General features: G+C 70.3%; 11 protein-coding genes, 1 tRNA gene and 1 pseudogene. 7 read left to right on the forward strand and 6 right to left on the reverse strand.

What is annotated here, in order from left to right; all coding sequences use genetic code 11:
• Nucleotides 1-58: 58 nt before the first annotated feature.
• Nucleotides 59-868, reverse strand: coding sequence for a glycerophosphodiester phosphodiesterase (locus tag OOK38_RS13795; protein ID WP_266760461.1), 810 nt, complete (start codon nt 866-868; stop codon nt 59-61).
• Between the two features lie 257 nt (nt 869-1,125).
• Here OOK38_RS13795 and OOK38_RS13800 point away from each other — a divergent pair, with 257 nt between their 5' ends.
• Nucleotides 1,126-2,622: a S1C family serine protease gene (locus OOK38_RS13800; RefSeq protein ID WP_266760459.1), complete on the forward strand. Its 1,497-nt coding sequence runs from the start codon at nt 1,126-1,128 to the stop codon at nt 2,620-2,622.
• Between the two features lie 63 nt (nt 2,623-2,685).
• Nucleotides 2,686-2,770 (forward strand) — tRNA-Ser (locus OOK38_RS13805).
• A 164-nt stretch (nt 2,771-2,934) separates the two neighbouring features.
• Here OOK38_RS13805 and OOK38_RS13810 read toward each other — a convergent pair.
• A complete protein-coding gene (locus OOK38_RS13810) occupies nt 2,935-3,507 on the reverse strand; it encodes a DUF4240 domain-containing protein (protein ID WP_323178844.1) in 573 nt (190 codons plus the stop codon).
• Nucleotides 3,508-3,670: 163 nt separating this feature from the next.
• Between OOK38_RS13810 and OOK38_RS13815 the strand changes: the two genes are divergently transcribed.
• Nucleotides 3,671-4,081 carry a hypothetical protein gene (locus tag OOK38_RS13815; RefSeq protein ID WP_266760457.1) on the forward strand — a complete coding sequence of 137 codons (411 nt, stop codon included), beginning with the start codon at nt 3,671-3,673 and terminating at the stop codon, nt 4,079-4,081.
• A gap of 275 nt (nt 4,082-4,356) precedes the next feature.
• Here the strand turns inward: OOK38_RS13815 and OOK38_RS13820 are convergent, their stop codons facing one another.
• Genes OOK38_RS13820 through OOK38_RS13830 form a run of 3 tightly spaced genes read right to left on the reverse strand, consistent with a single transcriptional unit; the run spans nt 4,357 to nt 6,797 of the window.
• A complete protein-coding gene (locus OOK38_RS13820) occupies nt 4,357-5,133 on the reverse strand; it encodes an ABC transporter permease (protein WP_266760455.1) in 777 nt (258 codons plus the stop codon).
• Nucleotides 5,130-6,116 (reverse strand): ATP-binding cassette domain-containing protein, encoded by a 987-nt coding sequence (locus OOK38_RS13825; protein ID WP_266760453.1) that lies wholly within the window; start codon nt 6,114-6,116, stop codon nt 5,130-5,132. Before OOK38_RS13825 ends, OOK38_RS13820 begins: the two co-directional genes overlap by 4 nt.
• 12 nt (nt 6,117-6,128) lie before the next feature.
• On the reverse strand, nt 6,129-6,797 hold the full coding sequence (locus tag OOK38_RS13830; RefSeq protein WP_266760451.1) for a DUF4097 family beta strand repeat-containing protein: 669 nt from the start codon (nt 6,795-6,797) through the stop codon (nt 6,129-6,131).
• 242 nt (nt 6,798-7,039) lie between these two features.
• Here OOK38_RS13830 and OOK38_RS13835 point away from each other — a divergent pair, with 242 nt between their 5' ends.
• Nucleotides 7,040-7,774: a helix-turn-helix domain-containing protein gene (locus tag OOK38_RS13835; RefSeq protein WP_266765761.1), complete on the forward strand. Its 735-nt coding sequence runs from the start codon at nt 7,040-7,042 to the stop codon at nt 7,772-7,774.
• A 191-nt stretch (nt 7,775-7,965) separates the two neighbouring features.
• Here OOK38_RS13835 and OOK38_RS13840 read toward each other — a convergent pair whose 3' ends face one another.
• On the reverse strand, nt 7,966-8,841 hold the full coding sequence (locus OOK38_RS13840; RefSeq protein ID WP_266760450.1) for a bifunctional DNA primase/polymerase: 876 nt from the start codon (nt 8,839-8,841) through the stop codon (nt 7,966-7,968).
• A 372-nt stretch (nt 8,842-9,213) separates the two neighbouring features.
• On the opposite strand from OOK38_RS13840, the gene OOK38_RS13845 reads away from it, so the two are divergent.
• The 3 genes and pseudogenes from OOK38_RS13845 to OOK38_RS13855 all read left to right on the forward strand — a co-directional run.
• Nucleotides 9,214-9,525 (forward strand): hypothetical protein, encoded by a 312-nt coding sequence (locus OOK38_RS13845; protein WP_266760448.1) that lies wholly within the window; start codon nt 9,214-9,216, stop codon nt 9,523-9,525.
• Between the two features lie 360 nt (nt 9,526-9,885).
• Entirely contained in the window at nt 9,886-11,082 is a 1,197-nt protein-coding gene (locus OOK38_RS13850; RefSeq protein WP_266760446.1) for an acyl-CoA dehydrogenase family protein, read from the forward strand.
• A gap of 62 nt (nt 11,083-11,144) precedes the next feature.
• Nucleotides 11,145-12,149 (forward strand): annotated as a pseudogene (locus OOK38_RS13855) (bifunctional MaoC family dehydratase N-terminal/OB-fold nucleic acid binding domain-containing protein); the annotation flags it as partial.
• Nucleotides 12,150-12,280: the final 131 nt, after the last annotated feature.

A 12,280-nucleotide genomic window follows, 5' to 3' on the forward strand; every position in this document is an offset into this window, starting at 1 on the left:
TTTTCGAGGGGCGATCCTGGTGCTTTCCGTGGGGTGCCCGCCCTGCGGCAAGGCCAGGTCAGCGGCCCAGCTGACGCAGCACGGCGCGCGGGCGGTTGGTGATGATGGCGTCGACGCCCAGTTCAACGCAGAGATCGACGTCCTCGGGCTCGTTGACGGTCCAGACATGCACCTGGTGTCCGGCTCGTTTCAGTCGTTCGATGTACCCGGGGTGACTGCGTACGATCCGCATCGAGGGGCCCGCGATCCGGACACCCGCGGGCAGTCGTCCGTCCCGCAGCCGGGGTGAGACGAACTGGAGCAGATACACCGTCGGCAGGGTCGCGGAGGCCGCCCGGACGCGGTGCAGCGAGCGCGCCGAGAAGCTCATGACACGCACCGGGGAATCGTCGGCGGACTCGGGGGCGTCCAGGCCGAAGCGCTTCAGCAGGTGCAGCAGCCGCTCCTCGACCTGGCCCGCCCAGCGCGTGGGGTGCTTCGTCTCGATGGCCAGCTCGACGCGGCGGCCGGCGTCGGCGACGAGCTCGAGCAGTCTCTCCAGGGTGAGGACGGAGGTGTCCTCGAGACCGCCGGGGGCGTGTTCCCAGTCGGGCGACTCGTCGCGGTTCTTCCACGATCCGAAGTCCAGGGCGGCGAGTTCGGCGAGCTCCAGGGCGGAGACGGCCCCGCGGCCGTTGGACGTCCGGTTCACGCGGCGGTCGTGGACACAGACGAGATGGCCGTCGGCGGTCAGTCGTACATCGCACTCGAGGGCGTCCGCGCCGTCCTCGATCGCCTTCTTGTACGCGGCCAGAGTGTGCTCCGGGGCCTCATCGGAGGCTCCGCGGTGGGCGACGACCTGAATCGGGTGCTGTCGTGCGAGGGTCACCGCGTCATGGTGCCACCGTCGCGGTGCGGGCGTGAGGTGAGATACGTCGCACTTCGACCCTTTTGGTGTTAAAGGTCCGTTATAAAGGATGGTCTTGGACGCACAGCCACCGCTTATGGTGCCCTGACGCCTCGTGGGAAAAGCTGACGGCGTACAAAAGCACATGCACAGCTGCATCGCGCCGGGCCATCGACAAGTGTGAGTGGGCGTGACCGAGTGCGACCGAGAACAACAGCCGTGGATCGAGGAGAAGAGCTGTGAGCACCGAGAACGAGGGCAACGCAGTACCCCCGGCCCCGTCCGCACCTCCTGTGCCGGTGGAAACTCCCGCTGCTTCCGCGCAGGGCGCCTCGCATACGGGGAGCGAGCCGACGGCTCCGATCCCCGCGGTGCCCAGCGCCCCCGGCGCACCGGAGCACGCGTCGGCGCCCGCCGGCATGCCGGCGTACGCGTCGGCCGGAGCCGGCCAGGGGCATGACCCCTACGGGCAGCAAGCCGGGGTCCAGGGCTCCGCACCCGAGGCGGGCTGGCCGCCTCCGCCGCCCGCCACTCCTTCGTACGCCGACGGCGGCGGCTCGGGAGCCGGCGGCTGGGGCTCCTCCTACCAGCAGCAGCCCGCGCCGAAGCCGAAGAACGGGCGCGGCGGCCTGGTCGCGGCGATCCTGGTGGCCGCGCTGGTCGCCGGCGGAGTGGGCGGCGGCCTCGGCTACTCCCTGGCCAAGAACAACGACGACTCCACCGACTCGACGACGGTCTCCGCCCCGAGCAGCAGCGGCGAGGTGAAGCGGGCCTCGGGCACGGTCGCCAACGTGGCCGCCCAGGCGCTGCCGAGCACCGTCACCATCGAGGCCCAGAGCAGCAACGGCGAGGGCGGCACCGGCACGGGGTTCGTCTTCGACAAGCAGGGCCACATCCTCACCAACAACCACGTGGTGGCGGACGCGGTCGACGGCGGCAAGCTCACCGCGACCTTCTCGAGCGGCAAGAAGTACGACGCCGAGGTGGTCGGCCACGCGCAGGGCTACGACGTCGCGGTCATCAAGCTGAAGAACGCGCCTTCGGACCTGAAGCCGCTCCAGCTCGGCGACTCCGACAAGGTGGCCGTCGGCGACTCCACGATCGCGATCGGCGCGCCCTTCGGCCTCTCCAACACGGTGACCACGGGCATCATCAGCGCGAAGAACCGTCCGGTGGCATCCAGCGACGGCAGCTCCGGCAGCAAGGCCTCGTACATGAGCGCCCTGCAGACGGACGCCTCGATCAACCCGGGCAACTCCGGCGGGCCCCTCCTCGACGCCTCGGGCGCGGTCATCGGCATCAACTCCGCGATCCAGTCGTCGAGCAGCGGCGGACTCGGCGGCTCCGGCCAGTCCGGTTCCATCGGCCTGGGCTTCGCCATCCCGGTCAACCAGGCCAAGTACGTCGCCCAGCAGCTGATCAAGACCGGCAAGCCGGTGTACGCGAAGATCGGCGCCTCCGTCTCTCTGAACGAGGGCACGGGCGGCGCGGAGATCACCGAGCAGGGCGCGAGCGGCTCGGCCGCCGTCGAGTCCGGCGGCCCCGCCGCCCAGGCGGGTCTCAAGCCCGGCGATGTCATCACCAAGCTCGACGACATGGTGATCGACAGCGGCCCGACCCTCATCGGCGCGATCTGGACCCACAAGCCCGGCGACACCGTCAAGCTCACCTTCACGCGCGACGGCAAGACCCACACGGCCGACGTCACCCTCGCCTCCCGAGAGGGCGACAGCTGACCCCCGCGCCGGGCATCCGACCCGTTACTCTTGTCCCCGCGCCATCGATCACCGGTGGCGCGGGGTGGGTTGCCCGAGCGGCCTAAGGGAACGGTCTTGAAAACCGTCGTGGCGCGAGTCACCGTGGGTTCAAATCCCACACCCACCGCGTAGCAGTTCAGAAGGTCGCAGGTCAGAAGGGGTGCCTCTCTCCGGAGGGGCACCCCTTCCGCGTTCAGGTTGTCGCCCCCCGACTCGTCTGCTCCTGAAGGACCGGACGACAGACTCGCCCCCACCGACACGGCCACCGACACGGCCGCGGCTCGGTCAGGGTCAGCCCGGGTACAGGGCGGTGAGCCGGGGCAGCAGGGCGGTCATACGCTCACGGTCGTCGAAGTCGAGGTCCGGACCGACCGCGGGGCGGTTCAGAGTGAAGGCGCTCTCGGGCAGTTCGGCGCCGGTCGCCCTCTCGTAGGCGTCCCGGGCGATGCCGAGGATCTCCTCGCCGTCGGGTTCGATCTCCTCGGGTGCCGACGCACGGATCTCCGGGAGCTCGGCCAGCCGGTCGGCGTCCGCGACGGCGCCTTCGAAGACCTCGCGGCCCTGGGCGATCAGCCATCCGCGGAAGTAGTCGAAACCCTCGTCGAAGCAGGGGCCGCCGCCGCTGATGACCCGGGCCGCGGTCCAGAGGGGAGCCCGGTCGGACGCGGCCATCAACTCCTGAAGGACCCGCTCGGCGTCGAGGATGTCCCGGGGGGCGTACCCGGCCAGTAGCGCGGTGGCCTGCTCGGCGATGTCCTGGGCGTCGGCCAGGTCGGCGGCCATGCCGCGGGCCCGCTCGATCAGGTGGGAGCGTCGGTGGGACCCCGCCCTTGCCGTGCACCGCCCTCCGCTGCCTCTCGTCACCTTCAAGGCCCCAGCTGAATCGGTCAGATGGGCCCTCGCACGAGGAGACTCCCGTTCCGCCCGCGGTCCAGCCGGATGATCTTGGAGGCTAGGATCGGGCACAACCCCTCACCTGACCCGAGGGGTTCACGCTGCGATGCGTGACGAAGGAACGGGGTGCGAGATGAAGAAGACCATCGCCAGAATCGCCATAGCTTTCGCCGTGGCCGTCGGCGGCGTGGTGGCCACCAGTGGTACGGCGAGCGCGTACGGCACCGGGGATTGCACGTACTCGAAGCAGAGGACGGCCTCGGGCAGCGGGGACACGGTCATCCTTCAGGTCTGGCGGTGCCCGGACGGGCACGACTACGTCAAGGGGATCATCTCCGGCAGCGCCAGCGCCTCCCGCGCGCGGGTGTGGCTGGACGACTCGATCAACGGCGGGAGCAGCTGGACCGCGCGCCAGTACACGACCAGCTCGTCGAGGTCGACGCAGACGCCGCAGAACAACCTGCTGTACGACGGCTCGCCGCACAAGGTGCGGGCATGTGGTGACACCAGCGGTCACCGGACCATCTGCAGTGCCTGGTACTGACCCGGCCGGGCATTGACCCAGCTGGTACCGACCCCGGCCGGGTGACCGACCGGAGCCGGTCCGCGTCACGGAGCCGCCGCCCACTTCCCGTGGGCGGCGGCTCCGTGCGTACGGGGCAGTGGTGTCACCGTGGGTTCACGTCCCACACCCGCCGCAGCGGGTCAGAAGGTCGCACGTCGGAAGGGGTGCCACTCTCCGGAGTGGCACCCCTTCCGCGTGTCCCTGTCTCTGTCTCTGTCCCTGTCCGCGGGCGGCGGGACGCGTTGTCATGTCGGCTACTTGGGGTCGCGGTCGAACTGCGCCTTCGACCAGCGGTGGCCGAGGACGCTCAGGGCCAGGCACCAGGCGAGGGCGATCCAGCCGTTGTTGCCGATCTCGGTGCCGAGGAGGAGTCCGCGCAGGGTCTCGATGGCGGGGGTGAAGGGCTGGTACTCGGCGATCGGCTGGAACCAGCCCGGCATGGAGTCCAGGGGGACGAAGGCGCTGGAGATGAGGGGCAGCAGGATCAGCGGCATCGCGTTGTTGCTGGCCGCCTCGGCGTTGGGACTGCCCATGCCCATGCCGACCGCGATCCAGGTGAACGCCAGGGCGAAGAACGCGAGCAGCCCGAACGCCGCCAGCCATTCCAGAACGGTGGCGTCCGTGGAACGGAAGCCCATGGCGACGCCGACCGCGCCGACGAGGACCACGCTCACGATCGCCTGCAGCACGCTGCCGACGACGTGCCCGAAGAGCACGGAACCGCGGTGGATGGCCATCGTGCGGAAGCGGGCGATGATGCCCTCGTTCATGTCGGTGGCAACGGACACCGCGGTGCCGACCACGGTGGAGCCGATCGTCATCAGCAGGATGCCCGGCACGATGTAGGCGATGTAGGCGGAGCGGCCCGCGCCGCCGCTCATGGTGTTGCCGAAGATGTAGACGAACAGCAGCAGGAGCATCACGGGGGTGAGCAGCAGGTTGAGGGTGAGGGAGGGGTAGCGGCGGGCGTGCAGGAGGTTGCGGCGGAGCATCGTGGTCGAGTCGCGTACGGCGAGGGAGAGGGTGCTCATCGGACGGTCTCCTTGGGCTGGTTCGGCTGCTGGGTGGGCTGCTGGGTGGGCAGGGTGGTGCTGCCGGTCAGGGCGAAGAAGACGTCGTCGAGGTCGGGGGTGTGCACGGTGAGTTCGTCGGCTTCGATGCCGGCGGTGTCGAGTCGGTCGAGGATGGTGCGCAGGTCGCGTTGGCTGCCGTTGCTGGGGATCTGCAGGGTGAGGGATTCGTCGTCGCGGGTGGTTTCGTCGAGTGCGTGGGTGGCGGACTGGTAGGCGGCGGGGTCGGTGAAGCGGAGGCGGACGTGTCCGCCGGGGACGAGGCGTTTGAGTTCGTCGGCGGTGCCTTCGGCGGCGATCTTGCCGTTGTTCAGGACGGCGATGCGGTCGGCGAGTTCGTCGGCTTCGTCGAGGTATTGGGTGGTGAGGAAGACGGTGACGCCGTCGGTGACGAGTTCGCGGATGATCTGCCACATGTTGTGGCGGGAGCGGGGATCGAGGCCGGTGGTGGGTTCGTCGAGGAAGATGATCCGTGGGTTGCCGACCAGGGTCATGGCGATGTCGAGTCGGCGTTTCATGCCGCCGGAGTAGGTGGAGGCGGGCTTCTTCGCGGCTTCCGTGAGGTCGAAGCGTTCCAGGAGTTCGGTGGTGGTCTGTCGTCCCTCGGCGCGGGAGAGGTGGTGCAGGTCGGCCATGAGGAGCATGTTCTCCTCGCCGGTGATCAGGCCGTCGACGGCGGAGAACTGGCCGGTGACACCGATCGCGGCACGGACCGCCTGGGGGTCCGCGGAGAGGTCGTGGCCGCCGATCCGGATCTCGCCGGAGGCGGGGTCGGGGGAGATGAGCGTGGACAGGATCTTCACGGCGGTGGTCTTGCCGGCGCCGTTCGGGCCGAGCAGGGAGAAGACCGTTCCTTCGGGGACGGCCAGGTCGACGCCGTCGAGCACGGTCTTGTCGCCGTAGGACTTGCGCAGCCCGTTCGCCGCGATGGCCAGGTTCGTCATGATCGGTGCTCCTCAGAGGCTGCGGGCGGCGATGTCGCCGTGGGCGGTGGTCGCGTGGATGGTCAGGCCGGGGGTGCCGTCGGTGTTCTTGAGCGTGTTGTTGATCCGGCCGTGGCTGGTGCCGGCGTCCAGGGCGGCGGAGACTCCGCGGGCGGCACCGACCGACACATCGCCGGACTCGGTGCGCAGTACGACCGCGCCGCGCACGGCCTCGGTGATCCGGATGTCGCCCTTCGCGGTGCTGATCTCCGCGGGGCCGCCCAGGCGGCCGACCGAGATGTCACCGGCGAGGAGGGTGAGGCGGACGCTCGCGGTCTCGTCGAGCTTGACGGAGCCCTGGGCGCCCTCGAAGGTGACGTCGCCGAGCCGTCCGACGCCCCGGAACTCGGCCATGGCCGCCTTCGCCTCGACCCGGGAACCGGCGGGCAGCTGGACCGTCACCTCGACGGACCCGGAAGCGCCGAGGATCCGGTTCTTCGCCCGTGAGGTCTCGATCCGCAGGACACCGTCGCCGTACTCGACCGTGGTCTGCTCCGCCGCCTTCACGTCGCGGCCCTTCGAGGCGTCCGCGGGCAGGACCTCGACCGTGGCGTCGGTGCGGTCGGCGGCGATGAAGCGGATGTGCCCCGCGGGGATGTCGAGGACGGCGGAGATCGGGGCGGTGGTGTCGAACTTCTGCATCGTGCGCTCCTTCTTCTGCCGCGTACGCTTCCGCGGCCCGCTGTTTCTGATGATGGAAACGCTACGTTGCATTCATAGGTGCGGCAACGGTGTCGTTGCGTATTAATCCCATCAGTGCAGGTGGATGCAGAGAATTCATTGCAATGGTTCTGAATCTAATGCAACAACTGGGCATAGTTCGTTGCAATGATTTGGAAGTGAACGCTATAGTGGAGACACCGAAGACCACGAAGGAGGCCGCGATGCCGGGAGGCAGGCTCACCCAGCAGGAACGCCAGCAGATCGCGCTGGGGCTGGCCGACGGCCTCGCCTACGCGGAGATCGCCAGAAGCCTCGACCGTCCGACCTCGACGATCACGCGCGAGGTGATGCGCAACGGCGGCCCCACCGCCTACCGCGCCGACCTCGCCCATCGCGCCACCGAACACCGCGCCCACCGCCGCAGACAGGCCGCACCCCGGGGGGCGGAGGCGCCCCCGCAGGCCCACGGACGCGACGCCGAGGCGGTGCGCGAGTACGAGGAGACGTTCACCACCGTCATGATGGCTTCGGGCGCGCCCAAGATGATGTCCCGGGTGATGGCCTGCCTCACCCTCACCGACGCGGGCAGCCTCACGGCGTCCGAACTCGTCCAGCGTCTCCAGGTCAGTCCGGCGTCCGTCTCCAAGGCGATCGCGTTCCTCGAGAGCCAGGGCCTCGTCCGCCGGGAACGCGACGAACGCCGCCGCGAGCGCTACGTCGTCGACGACGACGTCTGGTACCAGTCGATGATGGCCAGTGCCCGGTCCACCGCCCGACTGGTCGAGACCGCACGGGAGGGCGTCGGCATCCTCGGCCCTGGCACCCCGGCCGCCGCCCGCCTCGAGAACATCGCCCGCTTCCTCGACTTCGTCTCCGAGAGCATCGCCCGCGCCGCGGAGCAGGCCCGCGAAATCCTCCACACGAAACCTGAGACGACCTCGGACGACCCTGCCTGAGCCGGTTTCGGATCGCGACGAGACAGCCGCCTCGCCGGGCGCGGCGTATGGGCCTCGCGCCGGATCCCGCGATCCGGGCCGGCCCGGTGCCACGCGCGGCGCGGATGAACGGCCCCTGACCGGGTTTCCGGGTCAGGGGCTGTCCGCGTCTCGGTTGCCGGTTGCGGATGGCCCGCTGTCCGTCGGCTTCCTCAGGGCTGTCGGGACGGCGGGGCTGTCATCCGGGCCGCGGAGGCGATCGTCGAGCGGGCCTCGCGTTCGGTGAGGCCCGTCCGGACGGCGGCCTGGACGAGCGGGGTGATCAGTTGGGGGCCGATGCCGTTCTCGTAGGCGCGGCAGGCGGCCCAGAAGAGGCGGGTGTTGCGCTGGCCCGCGTGCGCGGCGAGGACGAACTGGACCAGCCCCTGGCCCTGCCGACCGGTCGCGGAGGGTGCCGGATGGCTCGTGCGGGCCGGGGGCAGCAGCAGACGCAGGAGTTCGGACGGACAGGGTGCGGGCGCGAGTCGGGCGGTGCCTGGGGCCGTTTCGTACACACCGTGTTCGGTGCGTGAGCCGGGGCCGACGAGGTAGCCGCCGGCGCCTCGGATGTCGATGCCGGGGGCGAGCCGGCTCGCCGAGTTGGGGACGACGACGTCCGGCGGTCCGCTCAGCCACAGGTGGCGGCCGCCGCTGGGGGTCAGGACGACCACCGTGTCCGGAATCGTGAAGAGATGGCGCAGCGCCAGTTCGCGCAGGGCCGCCGAGGAGTCCGTGGCGGACTTGGTGTCGAGGTCGATGCCGATGAGGTGGTGCGGGTGCAGCCCACAGGCGATGCCGTAGCCGGTGGCCCAGGGGGCGGCTGCGAAGAGCGCGCGGATGCGCCGGGGCTCGGTCGAGGCGTCGTACACGCCGTGCCCGAAACGGCCGCATTCGCCGTGGCAGGGGGTGGGATCGGGGTCGTCGCGGTGGGGGGAGCGCAGGGCCGGGAGCTTCGTTCGGGACAGCGGGATCACCGCGAGTCCGCGCTCGGCTGCGGACAGGGCGTGGGCCAGGGCCAGGGTGGTGGCCCGCCGGTCGATGGTGGCCATGCATCCATGTTCGTACGAGTGTTCGAAAAAGGGAAGGGCTCTCCGGGTGGGCAGGGGCGCCGGGCGGCCTACGGGCGAGATCGGCCGAAAATGTGCCGTAACGCTTCAGCTGTTGCGGCATCTGGGATTGAGCGGTCGGCAACGGTCTGAGCAGGGGTTTTGCGGGCGTGGAGGTGGTTTATCGACATGTCCTCACGCTTGAGGGGGAATCGCGGCTTCCGGGGTGGTTCGCCGGTGATCCGGTGGGCAACCCTGGACTCGCGACGTCGTGACCAATGCCGGGGTGGTCGGCCAACCGCCTTGGAACAAGCCGTATTTCGCGTACATCCCGGTTCACCGCCGGTGCGTACAACCGGTTCTGGAGGAATTCACATGGCAAGCATCCGTACCGCTCGCGTCCTCGCCGCCGTCGCGGCCCTGCCCCTGGCCGCCGCCCTCTGCTCGGGTGTCGCGACGGCGGACAACGGCGCCTTCGCGGACAGCGGATCGAACGCGGGAGTGGCGACCGTCGGCGGCAGCGGGGTCGGGCACGACAACCACGGCAATTCCTCGACCACTCAACAGCAGGCGGTCGGCTCAGGAGCCTCGAATCAGAGCAATACCGCGCAGGTGAACGGTTCCGCGTTCACGGTCATCAACCAGTCCAGCGACACCGTCCGCGTCAACTTCGTCAACCTCTGGTGAGCCGGGGGCCGGTGCGCTGTCATCGGCCCGGGGTCTCCTGCGTGGGGTAGTGCTCTGTGGGGGTTTCACAGCGTCTGCGCGACGGTGCTCCGGTGCCGTCGCGCAGATGTGTTCGGGGGTGTCGCGCAGAACCGGCGGGGGCGTCGCGGCGGCCTGCTCGCGGGTGTCGTACGGGTTCGATCCGAGGCGCCGTACATGGGGTGCCGCGAGAGGAAGTGCCGGGGGTGGGGTCGTCGGAGGGGCGGCTCGGCCGGGTGGGCCGCGGACGGCCGGGGGCCTTGACCGTGACCTTGACAGTCGACGGTATCTGACGGACAGTCAGAAAACCTTGTTCGTACGAGGTCCGGGAGGGCCGCCGCCGTGCACCTCGCCCCCACCGAGCGCCAGCAGCGGCTGCGCGCCGAGCTCCGCACGTACTTCCGGGACCTGATGCCGGACGGGCCACCGCCCGCCGACGATCCCGAACGCCAGCGGGCGCTGCTGCGCCGGATCGGCGCCGACGGCCTGCTCGGGCTCGGCTGGCCGATCGCGTACGGGGGGCAGGGTCGCGGGGCGGACGAGCAGTTCGTCTTCTTCGACGAGGCCTACCGGGCCGGTGCGCCCGTCTCGATGGTCACGCTGAACACCGTCGGGCCGACCCTCATGAAATTCGGCAGCGAGGAACAGAAGGCCTTCTTTCTGCCGCGCATCCTGAGCGGGGACCTCGTCTTCGCCATCGGGTACTCGGAGCCGTCCGCCGGCACGGACCTCGCCTCCTTGCGGACGCGCGCCGTGCGGGAGCCCGGGGGGAGCGCGGGACCGGCCGGCGCCGGGGACGGGCACTGGCGGATCGACGGGCAGAAGATCTTCACGTCCAACGCCCAGAACGCCGACTGGATCTGGCTCGCCTGCCGGACCGACCCGGACGCGCCGAAGCACCAGGGCATCTCGATCCTGCTCGTCCCCACGGACGCTCCCGGCTTCTCGTGGACACCGATCGAGACGGTGGGCGGCCAGACCACCACGGCGACCTACTACGACGGGATCCGTGTCCCGGCCGGGAACCTGGTCGGTGAGGAGAACGGCGGCTGGGGGCTCATCACCAACCAGCTCAACCACGAGCGGGTCGCCCTCGCCGCGATCGGCATGCAGGCCGAGGACTTCTACGCGGCCGCGCTGGAGGCGGCCAGTACACCTGATCCGGTGACTGGGCGGCGCAGGGTTGACGAGCCGTGGGTGCGTTTCCAGCTGGCCGAAGTGCATGCCCGGCTGGCGGCATCACGCCTGCTCAACTGGCGTTTGGTGGGGGATGTGGGAGCCGGTGGACCGGCGCCGGGAGACGCGAGCGGCGTGAAGGTCGTGGGAACCGAATCCGCGGTCGCGGTGTACCGAATGTGTCAGCACATCGTGGGAGCGGACGCACTGGTCCGCTCCGGTTCGCCGGGGGCCTTCGGGGCCGGCGAGCTGGAGCGGATGAACAGGGCGGCGCAGATCAACACGTTCGGGGGCGGGGTGAGCGAGGTGCAGCGGGAGATCGTCGCGACGATGCGGCTCGGCATGAAGAGGGGGCGGCGGTGAGCGGCCGTGCAGCGGGCGGCGAGGGGGCTGCCGTGAGGGGCGGCGCCTTGCATGACGGTGCCGTGTCCGGTGGGGACGACCTGCCGGCGCGACTGAAGGGGTACGAGGGGCGCGCGGCCACCGTCGGGGGTGTTGGCAAGGACCCGGTCAACGCTCCGATGATCCGGCACTGGTGCGAGGCGATGGGGGACACCAACCCGGCGTACGACGGGCCGGACGCCGTGGCCCCGCCCACCATGCTCCAGGCGTGGACCATGGGCGGTCTCGGCGGGCACCCCGGCCGCTCCGGGGTGTACGACGAGCTGCTCCGCCTGCTCGACGGCGCGGGGTACACCTCGGTGGTCGCCACCGACTGCGAGCAGGAGTATCTGCGCCCGCTGCGCCCCGGGGACCGGATCACCTTCGACGCGGTGATCGAATCCGTCTCCGAGCGCAAGACGACGAAGCTGGGCACGGGGTTCTTCATCACGACGCGGATGGACATCCGGGCGGGGGGCGAACTCGCCGGGACCCACAGGTTCCGCATCCTCAAGTACGTTCCGGCGCACCGGAATCCGAAGGGCCGGGCGGGGGCGAGGGACGCGTCGCGCACCGCGGAGCCGCGCACCCCGGAGCCGAGCACCGTGGAGCCGAACGCCGCCGAGGCGATCAGCGCGGGGGCGAACACCGGGGAGGCGAAGCGCCGGCGCCCGCGCCCGGTGATCAACCGGGACAACGCCGGGTTCTGGGAGGGCGTCGAGCGGCACCGGCTGCTGATCCAGCGCTGCACGGCGTGCGGAACGCTGAGATTCCCCTGGCTGCCGGGGTGCGGTGCGTGCGGCAGCCCGGACTGGGACACCGTCGAGTCGGGCGGTGAGGGGACCGTCTATTCGTACGTCGTCATGCACCACCCGCCGTTCCCGGCCTTCGACCCGCCCTACGCCGTCGGCCTGATCGAACTCGCCGAGGGCGTACGGATCGTGAGCAACGTGGTGGGCGTACCGCACGACCAGGTGCGGATCGGGCTGCCGGTGCGGCTCGAATTCCAGCGTTACGACGAGGAGTTGGAGCTGCCGGTCTTCCGGGCGGCGGACGGGTCCGGCGACGGGAGCGACCCCGGCACCTCGGCGGCACGTGAACCCGTGGGGATCGGCGGCTCGGCGGCGCGCGAGCCTGTCGGCTCCGGTGGCTCGGCGGCGCGCGAGCCTCTCGGCTCCGG

Origin of the sequence: Streptomyces sp. NBC_00568 (assembly GCF_026341855.1) — a bacterium.
Lineage (GTDB): Bacteria > Actinomycetota > Actinomycetes > Streptomycetales > Streptomycetaceae > Streptomyces.